9 protein-coding genes are annotated in these 14,541 nt (G+C 67.0%); 5 read left to right on the top strand and 4 right to left on the bottom strand.

The window, feature by feature from the left end:
- The first annotated feature begins 6 nt into the window (after positions 1–6).
- The 3 genes from CSW62_RS09585 to CSW62_RS09575 are packed head-to-tail and all read left to right on the top strand — an operon-like array spanning position 7 to position 4,542.
- The gene (locus tag CSW62_RS09585) at positions 7–1,098 is read left to right on the top strand and encodes an SIS domain-containing protein (protein ID WP_099577212.1); all 1,092 of its coding nucleotides are present in this window, start codon (positions 7–9) and stop codon (positions 1,096–1,098) included.
- Entirely contained in the window at positions 1,098–2,264 is a 1,167-nt protein-coding gene (nagA, locus tag CSW62_RS09580) for an N-acetylglucosamine-6-phosphate deacetylase (RefSeq protein ID WP_099577210.1), read from the top strand. Before CSW62_RS09585 ends, nagA begins: the two co-directional genes overlap by 1 nt.
- The gene (locus CSW62_RS09575; RefSeq protein WP_099577208.1) at positions 2,233–4,542 is read left to right on the top strand and encodes a GH92 family glycosyl hydrolase; all 2,310 of its coding nucleotides are present in this window, start codon (positions 2,233–2,235) and stop codon (positions 4,540–4,542) included. The genes nagA and CSW62_RS09575 overlap by 32 nt, the downstream gene beginning before the upstream one ends.
- A gap of 67 nt (positions 4,543–4,609) precedes the next feature.
- Here CSW62_RS09575 and CSW62_RS09570 read toward each other — a convergent pair whose 3' ends face one another.
- From CSW62_RS09570 to CSW62_RS09560, 3 genes are all read right to left on the bottom strand, one after another.
- On the bottom strand, positions 4,610–6,208 hold the full coding sequence (locus tag CSW62_RS09570) for an adenosine deaminase (protein ID WP_199170557.1): 1,599 nt from the start codon (positions 6,206–6,208) through the stop codon (positions 4,610–4,612).
- A gap of 66 nt (positions 6,209–6,274) precedes the next feature.
- Positions 6,275–9,517: a TonB-dependent receptor gene (locus CSW62_RS09565; RefSeq protein WP_099577204.1), complete on the bottom strand. Its 3,243-nt coding sequence runs from the start codon at positions 9,515–9,517 to the stop codon at positions 6,275–6,277.
- A 209-nt stretch (positions 9,518–9,726) separates the two neighbouring features.
- Positions 9,727–10,779, bottom strand: coding sequence for a purine nucleoside permease (locus tag CSW62_RS09560; RefSeq protein WP_099577202.1), 1,053 nt, complete (start codon positions 10,777–10,779; stop codon positions 9,727–9,729).
- A gap of 354 nt (positions 10,780–11,133) precedes the next feature.
- Between CSW62_RS09560 and CSW62_RS09555 the strand changes: the two genes are divergently transcribed.
- Entirely contained in the window at positions 11,134–12,051 is a 918-nt protein-coding gene (locus tag CSW62_RS09555) for an MBL fold metallo-hydrolase (RefSeq protein ID WP_158235414.1), read from the top strand.
- Positions 12,052–12,203: 152 nt separating this feature from the next.
- A complete protein-coding gene (locus tag CSW62_RS09550; protein WP_099577198.1) occupies positions 12,204–13,835 on the top strand; it encodes a Na+/H+ antiporter in 1,632 nt (543 codons plus the stop codon).
- Positions 13,836–13,863: 28 nt separating this feature from the next.
- Here the strand turns inward: CSW62_RS09550 and CSW62_RS09545 are convergent, their stop codons facing one another.
- The gene (locus CSW62_RS09545; RefSeq protein WP_099577196.1) at positions 13,864–14,469 is read right to left on the bottom strand and encodes a TetR/AcrR family transcriptional regulator; all 606 of its coding nucleotides are present in this window, start codon (positions 14,467–14,469) and stop codon (positions 13,864–13,866) included.
- Between the last annotated feature and the right edge of the window lie 72 nt (positions 14,470–14,541).

Here is a 14,541-nt window from a genome sequence, read left to right as displayed (position 1 = left end):
CATAGCTTGGAGACGACCGTCTTGACCCGTCCTGAGACCCCCGCGCCCGCGAGGTTGTCGCCTGAAGCCACGCGCATGTTCCTGGAAGCGGGCGAGGCCTCGGCGGTCGTGGCCGCGCAGCTGGCGGCCAACGCCGGCGCGATCGAGGCCCTGGCCGAGCGGCTGCGGGCCAATCCGCCGCGCGTGGTGGTGACCTGCGCGCGCGGCAGCAGCGACCACGCCGCCACCTTCGCCCGCTACCTGATCGAGACCAGGGCCGGGGTGCTGACCTCGTCGGCGGGCCTGTCGGTCAGCTCGGTCTATGACGCCTCGCCCAATCTGGACGGCGCGCTGGTTCTGGCCATCTCGCAGTCGGGCAAGAGCCCCGACCTGCTGGCCTCGGTGAAGGCGGCCAAGGCGGCCGGCGCCTATGCCGTGGCCCTGGTCAATGTGGTCGACTCGCCGCTGGCCCAGCTGGCCGACGCGGTGATCCCGCTGCACGCCGGTCCCGAGCTGTCGGTGGCCGCCACCAAGTCATATATCGCCGCCCTCGCGGCCATCACCCAGCTGATCGCCGCCTGGAGGCAGGACGATGAGCTGACCCAGGCTCTGGCGACCCTGCCCGACGCCCTGGCGCAGGCCTGGGCCCTGGACTGGACCCCGGCCGTCGAGCGCCTGACGCCGGCCCGCAACCTCTACGTCCTGGGCCGCGGCGTCGGCTTCGCCGTCGCCCTGGAGGCGGCCCTGAAGTTCAAGGAGACCTGCGGCCTGCACGCCGAGGCCTTCAGCGCCGCCGAGGTGCTGCATGGCCCCATGGCCCTGGTCAAGGACGGCTTCCCCGTCCTGGTCTTCGCCCAGAACGACGAGAGCCGCGCCAGCGTCGACGACATGGCCACGGGCCTGCGCGAGCGCGGCGCCGACGTGCTGATCGCCGCGCCCAATCGAACGGAAATGGGCGAGGCCGGCGGCGGCGTGCTGCCGACCCTGTCCAGCCACCCGGTCCTCGAGCCGATCCTGATGATCCAGAGCTTCTACCGCATGGCCAACGCCCTGTCGGTGGCGCGCGGCTACGACCCCGACAGCCCGCCCCACCTCAACAAGGTCACCGAAACCCTCTGATGCTGGCCTCGCTTGTAAATGGCCGCGTCCTGACGGAAGCCGGCGTCGTCGACGGCAAGGCCGTGCTGGTCGAGAACGGCGTGATCGCCGGCGTCGTCGAGGCGGGCGCGGTTCCGCCAGGGGCCAAGCGGCGAGACCTTAACGGCGGCCTTCTGGTCCCCGGCTATATCGACACCCAGGTCAATGGCGGCGGCGGGGTGCTGTTCAACGACTCGCCCACGCCCGAGGCCATCGCCGCGATCGGCGCGGCCCACCGCGCCTATGGCACGACCGGGTTCCTGCCGACCCTGATCAGCGACGATCTCTCCGTGGTCGACCGGGCCATGCGGGCCACCGAGCAGGCCATCGAACGGGGCGTGCCCGGCGTGCTGGGCATCCACATCGAGGGCCCGTTCCTCAATCCCAAGCGCAAGGGCATCCATGACGAGGGCAAGTTCCGCGTCATCGACGAAGACGCCCTGGCGCTGCTGACCTCGCTGAAGGTCGGCCAGACCCTGGTCACCCTGGCCCCCGAGCGCACGACGCCGGAGATGATCCAGCGCCTGGCCGACGCCGGCGTGCGCGTCGCCGCCGGCCACACCAACGCGCTCTACAAGACCATGCGCCAGGCGCTGGACCATGGCCTGACCGGCTTCACCCACCTGTTCAACGCCATGTCGCCCCTGACCAGCCGCGAGCCGGGCGCGGTGGGCGCGGCGCTGGAGAGCACGAGCGCCTGGTGCGGCATCATCGTCGACGGCCGCCACGTCGACCCGACGACGCTGAAGATCGCCCTGCGCACCCGGCCGCTGGATCGGTTCATGCTAGTGACCGACGCCATGCCGACCGTGGGCATGGCCGACAAGCGGTTCGTCCTGCAGGGGCGCCAGATCGTCGTGCGCGACGGCGTCTGCGTCGACGACCATGGCACCCTGGCCGGCTCCGACCTCGACATGGCCGGCGCGGTGCGCAACGCCGTGGCGATGCTGGGCGTCAGCCTGGAAGACGCCGTGACCATGGCCTCGGCCGCCCCCGCCGCGTTCCTGGGCCTCGGCGCCCAGCGCGGCAAGATCGCCAAGGGTTATGCGGCCGACTTCTGCTTGCTGGATGAGCGGCTGAACGTCACGGCCACCTGGATCGATGGAGAAGAAAATCATGCTCAGGCAGAACCTCGTCTCCACGCGTAAGCCTCTTCTCGGCTTGATCGGGGCTTTGGTTTTCGGCTGCGGCGCCGTCCAGGCCCAACCGAGACCCGACCTGTTGGCCAAGGTCGATCCGTTCGTCGGCGTCGACGGCGGCGGCGTGACGGGCGGCAACACCGTGCCGGGCGCCGGCGTGCCGTTCGGCTTCGTGTCGCTGAGCCCCGACACGACCAATGCCGACACCAACGGCTATGATTCCAAGAGCCCGATCATGGGCTTCAGCTATACCCACGTCAGCGGCACGGGCGGATCGGGCAAGTACGGGAACTTCCGCGTCACCCCGACGGTCGGCCCGCTTCGGGTCAACCACCTGCACTTCGGCAAGACCGACGAGCGGGCCTCGCCGGGCTACTACGCCGTCGGCCTGGGCAACAGTGACGCCGAGCGGATCAAGGTCGAACTGACCGCTTCGCGTCGGGTCGGCTTCCAGCGCCTCACCTATCCGGCCCAGGCCGAAAGCCAGCTGATCTTCGACGTGAGCTCCTTGGTCGCCATGCGCGGGCGGGGCCAGCGGGTTCGCCTGGCCAAGGTCGAACTGATCGACGACCACACCCTGTCGGGTGAGGTCACGGTCGAGGGCGGCTGGAACCCGGCGCCCTACACGCTCTATTTCCACGCCGTCGTCGATCGTCCGGCCAAGGCGTTCGGCGCCTGGAAGGCCGGCCAGGGCTGGTTCGAGGCCAAGCCGGGCGCTGGCCGCTCCGAAGGCGGGGTCCAGGTGAAGAGCCCCGCGAACCGCCAGGGCTTGATGATCGAGTACGACACCGAACGCGAGTTCTCCAATCGCCTCGGCGCCTATCTGACGTTCGACACCACCACCGCCCGCCAGGTTCAGATGAAGCTGGCGGTGTCGTTCATCAGCGCGGACAAGGCCCGCGCGAACCTGGCCGAGGAGATGCCCGGCTGGGATTTCGACGCCTACCATCTGGCCGCCGAGACCCTATGGAGCGACGCCCTGGCGAAGATCCAGGTCGAGGGCGGCGCCGACGAGCAGCAGAAGATCTTCTATTCGGCGCTCTACCGCACCCACACCATGCCCCATGACCTCAGCGGCGAGAACGCCTGGTGGGCGTCGGACGAGCCGCACTACGAGGACTTCTACACCCTGTGGGACACGTTCCGGACGGTGCACCCCCTGCTGACTATCATTCAGCCGCAGCGACAGCGGGACATGCTGCGGTCGCTGATCGACACCTATAAGCACACCGGCTGGATGCCCGACGCGCGCATCGCCGGCGCCAACGGCATGACCCAGGGCGGCTCCAACGGCGACATCCTCGTTGCGGATGCCGTGGTCAAGGGTCTGGGCGGCTTCGACCAGGCCTTGGCCTATGAGGCGATCCGCAAGAACGGCGAGGTCGATTCCGATCAGCCGTTCCTGCAAGGCCGCGTGCTGAAGGACTATCTGAAGCTGGGCTATGTCCCGTTCACGCAGACCCGGTCGGCCTCGCGGACACTGGAATACGCCTATGACGACTACGCGATCGGCGTGGTGGCCAAGGCCCTGGGCAAGACCGAGGACGCCCGTCGCTATCTGGCGCGCGCGAGCAACTGGAAGAACATCTGGGACGATCAGCTAGGCTGCGTGCGTCCGCGATATCCCAGCGGCGACTGGGTCGAGAACTACAGCTGCATCTATGAGTATCCCGACCGTTCGGGCCCCTGGTGGGACGCCGTCTTCTACGAAGGCAACGCCCTGCAGTATTCGAGTTACGTCCCCCAGGACGTGGCCGGCCTGATGACGAAGGCGGGCGGACGGGAAGGCTTCATCGCCTGGTTGGACCGGCTGTTCGACGGCCACTATTCGCAAGGCAACGAGCCCGACATCCTGGCCCCCTACCTCTACATCCATGCCGGTCGCCCCGACCGCACGGCCGAGACGGTCCGAGGCCTGATGGAGAAGCACTATCGGCTCAGCCGCACCGGCTTGCCCGGCAATGACGACGCCGGGGCGATGTCCAGCTGGTACGTCTGGAACGCGATCGGGCTGTATCCAAACGCCGGCCAGCCTTACTACTACATCGTCCCGCCGGTGTTCACGCGCGGCGTCATCGCGCTGGAGGCCGGCAAGAGCTTCACGGTCCAGGCGCCCGGGGCTTCCAAAACCAACCGCTACATCGTCGCGGCGCGGCTGAACGGCAAGCCGCTCAATCGCGCCTGGATCACCCACCAGGAGCTTGTCCAAGGCGGTGTGCTGGACCTGACCCTGGGCGCTTCGCCTACCGGCTGGGCTTCCGGGAGCCCGCCACCGAACGGGATTTGAGTCCGAACCAGGGGGCGTTTTCAAGAACCAGTTGCGCCCATAGCTGCGTAAACCGCCGCCCTGCAGCCTACGGGGCGAGTTTCGGGACGATGGCCTTCATCTCGGTCTCGAAAACGTCGAAGGCCCGCTCCAGACGCCACTGATCGCGCGCCTTGGGGCTGGCCTTCAGCACCGCCGCGCAGGGGCCGGACGGCGTCAGGCCGCTGGCGTCGGCGCAGGGGCCATCCCACAGGCTCGCGCCTTGCAGGAACGCGTAGGTCAGGCTGTTGCGCGACATCTGCTTCAGCTGACCGTAGCGCACGCCCTGCTCCAGAACCGCGCGCATGTATTCGTGAGTCAGATCGCTTCGCGAGACGCCCAGGTCGTCGGTCGACAGGGTCACGGGCACACCGGCGGCCAGATACAGCGGCAGCGGATGGTCTTTGCCTTTCACGCCCAGGATGACGTCGTTGCTGGTCAGGTTGATTTCGACGGCGATCTTGTCGCGGGCCATGCGCGCCAGCAGCTTTTCGGCGTCGTCCTCGTAGGCGATGTCGACCCCATGGCCGATACGGCGGGCCCCGGCGATCTCGACCGCCTCGGCGATATGGAACCGCAGGTCGCGCGGCGGCGTGAGGCCCATGGCCAGCTCGCCCGCGTGGAGGGTCAGGGGCACGTCTGGATACAACGTCCGGAAGAAGGCGAAGAGACGCATGTGCAGACGGTAGTCTCGCAGCGAAACCGGACCGTCCTCGGGCTCCAGGATGTTGATCCCGACATAGCGCGGATCGGCCTTCACCAGGGCGAAGGCGGCGGCCATCTGGCCGAACACCACCTCCGGCGGGCGCTGGCGCGAGATCGACAGCAGATAGCGCAGCGTCACATCGCAGGCCGGCTCGGGCTTCGCGGTCCCACACCGATTAAGGGCGGCGATGGCCTTATCATTGGCGTCAGCCTCTGCGACCGCCGCCGGCGTAGCCTTGGCTATGACCGGTTTCAGCTGGTCGAGACGGGCTTGCAGTATCTTGGCGTCCAGGCGCTGGGGCGGCGAGCCGTCGGCCGTCTGGACCCACGGATCGGCCCATGGGATGCCGGCCGAAGCCTGGACGACCGCGCGCGAGGCGCTCGAGCCGGCCATCAGCTCAAGATACAGGGTGTTGTCGAGCGCGGCCTGGCGCAGAGCCTCGGCCTGGATCCGCACGCCGCGGTCCTCGCCGCCGCCCCGTCCCGAGCGGCCAAAGGTGCGGAAGAAACGACGGTGACCGGAGATTTCCGGATCGCCTACCCCCTGCTCGAAGCGGCGGGTGGAGAGCGCATCGACGATGTCGCTGTAGAGGTCGGGGTCACGCTCGGGCAGGCCCTTCAGCGCAACGCGATCAGCGTTGGCCTCACCGGCGCAAGGGGCCGATACCAGGGACTGGGTCGACCTGGAGAAACAGCCATCGGCGGCCGCTGCCCAAGCGATGAAGTCCTCGGCATAGGTGCCGCCGCCGGCGTGGTTGTGCAGGTCCGCGCCCTTGGGCAGCTTGGTCAACAGCACGCGCAGCAACGGTGGCGAGTTCGCCGCCTTGGCGAACAGGGCGTCCAGCTCGGTGTCTGCGGGCGTCCCGGCGATCACCGGACAGGCGGACGCCAAGCAACTGGCGGCGAACAGGGCCGCGAGGGCCTTCATGGATGCGGACATCATGCCCTGCCCCCTAATATGGAATCGGCCCCGGCGCGAGCGCCGAGGCCGAAACTTAAGCGGTAAAAACTAGAACTCGAAGCGGGCCCCCAGGCGCACGCGCCAGACGCCCAGTTGGGCGTTCGGCTGCAAGGTCGGCTTGGTGAAGGCGGTGTAGGAGTACTGATTGCAGCTCGAGCCGGCCTGCTGGGCGCAGGCGACGTTCACTACCGAGGTCAGCGGGTTGTAGGTCCGGTAGGAGCCCCAGTCGCTGTTGATCAGGTTCAGCAGGTTCTCGACGTCGCCGAACAGCTTGAAACGCGCCGAGCCAAGGAACGGCGCGGGCACTTCCTGTTCGACGTGCAGGTCGACCTTGAAGTAGTCCGGGGACTTTTCGGTGTTCTTGCCGATCACGCCCTGGCTCAGGTCGTTGGCCCGCACGAAGTCGCGGAACGCCTCGTAGACCGCCGTCGAGGCATAGCTGACCTTGGAGTCGGCGGTGATGCTCGACACATCCGGCACATACAGCAGATAGCGGTTGGTGCCGCCGGTCGTGCCGAACAGGGTCGAGCGGCTGTTGGACGAGGTGGTGTTCATCGTCAGGCTGTAGGGCGAGCCCGAGCGCAGTTCCCCGAACAGGTTGAAGCTGGTCTTGTAGTCGCCGAAGAAGGCGTGGGCGTAGTCGATGTTGAACTTCCAGTTGTCCCGCACCTCGTAGCTGGACCGACCATAGGCCGGCTGGTTCGGGTCGACCATCGGCTGGCCGCCGTAGGTGCCGCTGGCCGTCGAACCGCCCGAGGCGTAGCTGCCCATGTCCGACAGCGACTTCACGTCCGAGTATGTATAGCTGATGCCGGTATCCAGGCCGAAGTCGAAGGACTTGCTGGCTCGGGCGACGGCGATGATCGACTTGCCCTTGTCGGTGCTCAGCATGGCCAGGTCGCTGTTGGCCGTGTTGGTATAGGTGTCGGCATAGATGGCGCGACCGTCGGGCGCCGTTCCGACCTTCGTCAGGCGCAGGTCGGTATAGTAGGCTGCGGAGTCCGCGCGCCCATAGAACAGGTCCGCGCCGAAGCGCCAGCCGTCGCCCAGTCGCTCGCCCAGATCCGCCACGTAGTCGACCGACAGGTTGGTCTTCCACTGCGCGGGCAGCTTGAAGCTCGGCAGGATGAACGAGGTCGGCGAGGCCCCGAGCGCGGAGATGTTGGTCTGCAGATAGCTGCTCACCAGCGGGTCGATCTTGTTGCCCTGCACATTGTTCAGGGCCGCCGCGCAGATCGCCGCGGCGTTGGCCACCGTGGCCGGGATGGTGCAGCCCGTACCGCCGACGGCGCGGCCGATCGTAACCGTGTTGGTGAACACCCCGGCGTTCGAGAAGCTGTTGCCGACGAAAACGTCCGGCGCGCCGCCGTTGAACAGGCCCACGCCGCCGCGGACCGTCAGGCGATCGGTCGGCCGCCAGGTCACGCCGACGCGCGGCTGGACAACGAGGTTGCCGTCGATATTGGCGTTGTTGGCGAAGCCGTAGCGATTGACGAACGACGTCTTCAGCGGCGCCTGGTCGTTCATCTTGTAGCCGTCGAAACGGACGCCGGCGGTGATGTTCAGCTCCGGCGTGATGTCCCAGCTGTCCTGGGCGCCGAAGGTCAGCTGATCATAGTCGAAGCTGGCGCTGGCATCCGACAGCTTGCCCGTGATCGAGTACTGGTACAGAAGCTGGCCGGCCTGGCGGGTCTGGAAGTCCGCCAAGGAGTCGAAATAGTAGGTGCCCAGCGAGTTGGCCACGAAGGTGTTGCTGATCTTCAGCCGGCTGTAGGACGCATGCAGCTTGAAGGCGTGGTCGCCGAGGTTGTAGCGGGCGACGAATTCGGCGCCGTACTGCTTTTGCCCGACGACGTCGGCCTGGCTGAAGGCTTCCGTGCCGAACACCAGTCGCGGCGTGCCCGTCTGGGTGCACTGGTTCAGCGAACCGACGGCGACCGGGTCGAGGCAGACGGTGATGTCGCTGTAGCCTGGCGAGCCGAACGAGATCGGGATCTTCATCGAGTCGCGATAGTTGACCCGCAACTCGGTGCTGAAAGCGTTGGTCCACCGGGAGTTCAGCTGCAGGACGTGGGTCTCGACCTTCTCCGGCTCATGAGTGGCATAGGAGCCCAGGCCCAGGCCCGGCGAGGTGATCGACGAGGTGCCGCCGCTCAGCGCGATCGTCTCACCCTTGTTCTGGATGGTCGAATAGGACAGGCGCTGGTTGTCGCTGATGTTCCAGTCGAGCTTCAGCGTCCATTTCTTGTCCTTTTCCGGACGGCTGGTCAGCACGCCGAGCGTGTCGTAGCCATAGACCGACTTGGCGATCGAGGTGACCTGATCGATCTGCCCCTGGGTCAGGTTCGGTACGGCGTTGCCCGAGCCCGGCGGGCCGAAGACCGACGGGACGGTCTCATCAAGCTTCTCGTAGGCGAACGCGAAGAACAGCTTGTCCTTGATGATCGGCCCCGAGATGAACGCGTTGCGCGTCTTGGAGGTCATCTCTTGCGAGAAGGTGCTGCCCTTGGACTTCGTGCCCATCAGGCTGTCGTCCGAATAGGTGTAACCGGCGGCGCCGGTGAACTTGTTGCCACCCGAGCGCAGAACGACATTGATCGAGCCGCCCTGGAAATCCCCTTCGGAGATGTCATAGGGCGCGATCTTGACCGACAGCTGCTCGATCGCGTCCAAGGGGATGGGGCCCCGCGCGCTGGGCAGGCCGCCCTGGTTCAGGCCGAAGTTGTCCGAAAAGCGCACGCCGTCGACCGAGAAGCGGTTGGTCCGGCCGTTCTGGCCCGCGATCGAAACACCGCGGGTGCTGGGATTGAACGAAGCGAACGGATCGCGACGGGCGATGTCGCGGATATCGCGGGACACCGAGGCCACGCTGGCGATGCTGTCGCGGTCGAACACCGTGACCAGCGGGCCGCTCTTTTCCCCCCGCGTGGCGGTCACCACCAGGGCGTCGACCTGCGTGTCGCCCACGGCGACCGGCAGGACATAAGGCTGACCCACGCTCAGGAAGAGGTTCTGCGAGGTCACCGGCGCGAAGCCCGGCGCAGTCACCGTCACGGTGTAAGGGCCGCCCGGACGCAAGCCGGTCAGGTTGAAGGCGCCGGCGCTGTTGGTGGTGGCGTTCGCGGTCGTGCCCGAGGGTTCGTGTACGGCGCTGACGCTGGCGTTGACCGAGGCCGCGCTGCCGGCGGTCACCGAGCCGCGGATCGAGGAGGTCGTCTCCTGGGCGACGACCGTCGTCCCGGTGGCCGCCAAGGCGAGCGCGATGGCGCTCGCGGCATAAAGATGTCGCATTTGGATCCCCTTGAGGTGGTGCGCCGCGGTCCCCCCGAGCCACACCGAACTGAAGCCGTTAAGCCCGCCGCGCCGCCGGCCGCGTCCAGGCGCCGAAGCGCCTGGCGAGCCGTGAAGCGGGGCCTGCGGTGTTTCCTCCAACGGTCGGGACACTTGGCGCGTCCTCGCGGTCGGACCGACCGTGAGGGCCGATCCGCCGTTTCAGGTCGTTACTTCCCGTCGCCGGGAATCTTGTCGCGATAGACCGCCCAGTTGCCCGAGAGCTCGTCGACGACCTTGCCGGCCACCACGAGGGCGGCGTAGGCGGCGGCGTCGCCGACCCCGGCATAGGGGCGGTTCATGCTGTCGACCGGACCCTCGCCCGGAGCCTGTTGCGAGTAGTTGCTGGCGGTCCGCAGAACGACCAGCCGGTCGTAGTCGGCCTTGCCGACCACGGCGAGCCTCCGGAGGGCGTTAGCGACGCCTGTGTCCTCCATGGCGGTCATCACGAACCGGCTCTTGCCGCCACTGAAGTCCGTGGCGAGCTTGGCGTAGCGCTTTGTCAGCATTTCGCCGTGCCAGTAGGCCTGGCCGGAGATTTCGTCGCCGGTCAGCACGAAGGGCGGCTTGGCGCCGTTCGGATAGCCCGAGAAGCGCGCCCGCGCCGTCTTCAGCGCATCGGTGTCTGGAAGCTGGATGCCCTTTGTCAGCCCGTAAGCCCAATCCCGCAGGCCGACGTTGAGCGGATAGTAGACGCTGCTGGGGCGGTCGGCGCGCGGCGGCTCGAACGGCGGATAGCCGCCCGTCCATTCCGGCGGGGCCTCGCGCGGATCGACCCACTTGCCGAAGTCGACATCGATGACGTTTCCGATCCACGCCGCAGACCCGGGCGAGGCCTCGTTCGGATTGACCCCGGCGATGGCGGCGATGACCCAGTAAGCCTTGGAAAGGTCGAAGCGCGGATCGGTCGCCAGGGCGAAGGTGGTGATGGCCGCATGGTTGGTGCCCACGCCGGTGCGCACGATCAGGACGCCCTTCGCCGGGTCGTAGCCGAGCGGCGCGACTCCGTTGGGGAAGTCCAGCGTCTGGGGCGCCTTGGCCATCCACGCCCTGTCTTCCAACCCATAGGCCGTGACGACGACGACTCGGATCGGGATGGGAGCGGTCGCCGTGGACGCGACGGGCGGCGAAACCGGCGCCTGAGCCAGGGCCGACGTCGCCGTCATCCCCGCGAAGGCCACGGCCAAAAGGGATCGGCGTGTCCAGGCGGACAAGTTCAACATGATCGCAAATTCCCCCAACTCGGCCCTGTACGCTACGCCAAGACCCCTGCGCCGCAGCGGATCGCCGGGACGCTGAAAGCCTTGTTCTGGTCGGATGCAATGGCGCGTGGCGCCCGCCGGTCAAGCGAGCGCGTGAGCGGAAATAATTTCTTACTTCATGTGACGCCGTACCGAGCAAGCTCGCGCCGGTCCTGCCCCTTAGGACAGCGCCAAGGGGGTGCTCGCTGCCCGCGGCGCCGCCACGCTCCTTCCGCCTCGCTATTCCGCTCCCGGCCCGACAGGCTTCAGATCTTTTCGAGATAGGGCGTCATGCAAGGTCGAGGTTTCCCGCGAGCGCTTCTTCCGGCGCTTCTCATGCTCTCGGCGGCCGCGCCGCCCCCGGCCGCCTTCGATGTCGTCGCGCTAGGCGTCAACGGCGGCGTGGAAGAGCCGACGAGCGCCTACCATGTCGTCGCCCACGGGACTCGCGCGGGCGTCATGTGCGACGCGGGCACGCTGGCATCAGGCCTTGATCGGGCCGTGCGCAAGGGGCGCTACCCGGGCGCGGGCTCGCGCGAACAGGTGATGGCCTCCATCGCCGCCTACCTGATCACACACGCCCACCTCGACCATGTCGCGGGTCTTGTACTGGCGTCCCCAGACGACACCCAGAAAGACATCATGGGCCTGCCGCAGGTGAACCAGGCGCTCGCGGATCATTATTTCAACTGGGTCGCATGGCCCAACATGGGCGACCGTGGTCCCCTGCCGCGTATAGGCAAATATCACTACAAGGACCTGGAACCGGGCGGGACGCCCGCGCCGATCGCTGGAACGGGCATGACCGTCACGGCCTACCCGCTTTCGCACGGAGGGGTGACGTCGACAGCGTTCCTACTCCGGAACGGGCAGGACGCCTTCCTCTGCCTGGGCGACACGGGTCCCGACGCGGTCGAACACGCGACGAACCTGGAAGATCTTTGGCGCGCCGTCGCCCCGCTGGTGCGGCAAGGGCGGCTGCGGGGAATGCTGATCGAGGTCTCGTATCCCGACCCAGTCCCAACCGCCCGGCTCTACGGGCACCTGACCCCGATGTGGCTGAACAATGAGCTTCAGACCTTGCGCGGCATGACACAGGATGACGCTCGCATGCGGGCGCTGCCTATCCTCGTCACGCACATCAAACCTTCGGGAGCGCCGCGATCGAGCCGCAGGTCGATAGAGCGGCAACTCGAAGAGATCGGCTTTTTCAACTTCATGATCGCGGAGGAAGGGCGCAAATACGCTCTTTAGCCGTTAGACGCTTCGCCTTCGCGGACTAACGCGATCCCGGCTTGAATTTGACAGTCTTGACGAACGCCCTTGCACTGGCCGCCTCAACGGCTCCGAGCCGAACCGTATCGTAAGCTTGCGACGATCCTGTCTGGATCGCCATTGGAGGTGTTTTGGATCCCGTCGTCACGATCCTGGTTCTGTTGCTGGCCGTCATCATCAGCGGTTCGCTGGCGCGTTTCAGCCGCCTGCCCCTTCCCCTCGTTCAGATCGCTCTTGGCGCGCTCATCGCCGCGTCGGTCGTCCCGACCGTCGAGTTGAAGCCAGACCTGTTCTTCCTGCTCTTCCTGCCGCCGCTGCTGTTTCTGGATGGCTGGCGGATCCCTAAGGAAGACCTGCTGCGAGACAAGGCCATCGTGCTGGAACTGGCCCTGGGCCTGGTGGTGCTGACCGTCGTCGGCGTGGGGTGGCTGATCCACCTGATGATCCCGGCCATGCCCCTGCCGGTGGCGTTCGCCTTGGCGGCGGTCATTTCCCCGACGGACCCCATCGCCGTGTCCGCGATCGCCGCCCGCGCGCCCATCCCCAAGCGGATGATGCACATCCTGGAGGGCGAATCCCTCCTCAACGACGCCTCGGGTCTCGTGTGCATGCGCTTCGCCGTCGCCGCCATGCTGACCGGCGCCTTCTCGCTGCAGGAAGCCTTCGTCACGTTCCTCTGGGTCGCGCTTGGGGGCTTGGCGATCGGGGTGTGCGTCACCTGGTCGATCACCCGAGCCAAGCAATGGCTGACGCGCCGGTTGGGCGAGGACACCAGCGCCCAGATCCTAGTCAGCCTGCTGATCCCGTTCGGGGCCTACCTGCTCGCCGAACACTTCCACTGTTCGGGAATCCTGGCCGCGGTCGCCGCCGGGGTGACCATGAGCTTCACCGAACAGTCCGGCGAAAGCCTCGCGGTGACGCGGGTGAGGCGCGCAGCCGTCTGGGACACCGTACAATTCACCGCCAACGGGATCATCTTCGTGCTGCTTGGCGAGCAAATGCCCGGCATTCTCCAGAAGGCGGCGCAGACGGTCCAGCTGACGGGCCATCACGAGACGTGGTGGCTAGCCGTCTATGTTCTCGCGATCAGCGTGGCGCTGGGCGCGATGCGCTTCGCCTGGGTCTGGACCTCATTGCGCTGGACGCTGTTTAGGGCGCACCGGCGCGGCGAACGTCCGCCCAAGATCGGTTGGCGCTTGGTTTTGGGCATGTCCTTCGCTGGCGTGCGCGGGGCCATCACCCTGGCGGGCGTCCTGACCCTGCCGCTGACCCTGGCCGACGGAACCGCCTTCCCCGCCCGCGACCTGGCGATCTTTCTGGCCGCAGGCGTGATTGTCGTCTCGTTGCTGGTGGCCAGTGTCGGGTTGCCGCGCGTGCTCCGAAACCTCGAACTTCCGCCGGAACCGTCGCATCAGGCCGAGATCGACCAGGCCCGCGCCGTGGCGGCCCAGGCCGCGATCCAGGCGATCGAGACCGCGCAGCATGCCCTGGGCGAAGGTCGCGACGACGCCGATCTCTATACCGACGCCTCGGCGCGGATCATGGAACTCTATCGGCGGAGGATCGATGGACGCCTGCAGACGCCCGAAGCCGCCGCGATCGATCGCAAGGTCGAGCAGATCGAAAGGCAACTGCGGGTCGCCGGCCTCGTCGCCGAGCGCGACGTCATCTTCCGGATGGTGCGTGAACGCGCTCTCGACGGCGAGGCGGCCCGCAAGATCGTTCGCGAAATCGACCTGCTGGAAGCGCGCTATCGCGTCTGAACCATGACGTGTGGGCGCGAAGCAGTCGTTAGGCTGGCGGCCCGTAAGCGCGAATGAAGGTATCGGCAGCGGCTTCGGCCGCTGCCGTCAGGGCGTCTTCATCGATCCCGCTCTCCGACCCCTCCAGAAGACGCTGGATCGGTCCAGCCTCGCACAGGGCATGTAATTGGTTGACCGCCGTCCACGGGTCGGCGCGGCGCATCCGCCCCTCGTCCATCGCGCGTTCGAAATCCGCGGCCATTCGGGTCCAGCCGCGCTTGGGGCCGTTCTCGTAGAACAGCCGGCCAAGGTCCGACTTGGCGCCCTCGGCATAGACGATCCGGCGAAAGGCGATGATCTCGTCCCCCGCGATGAAGCGCGCGAAGGCCAGGGCGAAACAACGCACGGCCTCGGCCAGGTTCTCGCTGCCGAGGAACGCATCGAATATCGGTTCGACCTGCGTGGCCCCCTTCTCCAGCATCACGGCGACGAAAAGCTCCTCCTTCGAGGCAAAGTAGCTGTAGAGCGTCTGCTTGGATCCGCCCACGCGCGCGGACACCTCGGCCATGCTGGCGGCGACATAGCCCCGCTCCAGGAACACACCCTTGGCGGCGTCCAGGATGGCCAGCCGCTTCTCCTCGCTCTTCACCCGCATGGGCCGGGCTCCTCCACAATTCTTTTCTGGACCAGACTGTACACTTTTCGCTTGACGCCGTCACGGCGAAAG

The organism is Caulobacter sp. FWC2, assembly GCF_002742625.1.
GTDB lineage: Bacteria > Pseudomonadota > Alphaproteobacteria > Caulobacterales > Caulobacteraceae > Caulobacter.
This window is presented reverse-complemented; position numbering and strand designations above follow the sequence as displayed.

What these genes read in the sequence shown, in the direction of transcription:
- CSW62_RS09545 (WP_099577196.1), bottom strand. Translation starts at nt 14,469, where the DNA reads ATGCGGGTGAAGAGCGAGGAGAAGCGGCTGGCCATCCTGGACGCCGCC.
- CSW62_RS09555 (WP_158235414.1), top strand. Translation starts at nt 11,134, where the DNA reads ATGCTCTCGGCGGCCGCGCCGCCCCCGGCCGCCTTCGATGTCGTCGCG.
- nagA (WP_099577210.1), top strand. Translation starts at nt 1,098, where the DNA reads ATGCTGGCCTCGCTTGTAAATGGCCGCGTCCTGACGGAAGCCGGCGTC.
- CSW62_RS09570 (WP_199170557.1), bottom strand. Translation starts at nt 6,208, where the DNA reads ATGATGTCCGCATCCATGAAGGCCCTCGCGGCCCTGTTCGCCGCCAGT.
- CSW62_RS09565 (WP_099577204.1), bottom strand. Translation starts at nt 9,517, where the DNA reads ATGCGACATCTTTATGCCGCGAGCGCCATCGCGCTCGCCTTGGCGGCC.
- CSW62_RS09560 (WP_099577202.1), bottom strand. Translation starts at nt 10,779, where the DNA reads ATGTTGAACTTGTCCGCCTGGACACGCCGATCCCTTTTGGCCGTGGCC.
- CSW62_RS09575 (WP_099577208.1), top strand. Translation starts at nt 2,233, where the DNA reads ATGCTCAGGCAGAACCTCGTCTCCACGCGTAAGCCTCTTCTCGGCTTG.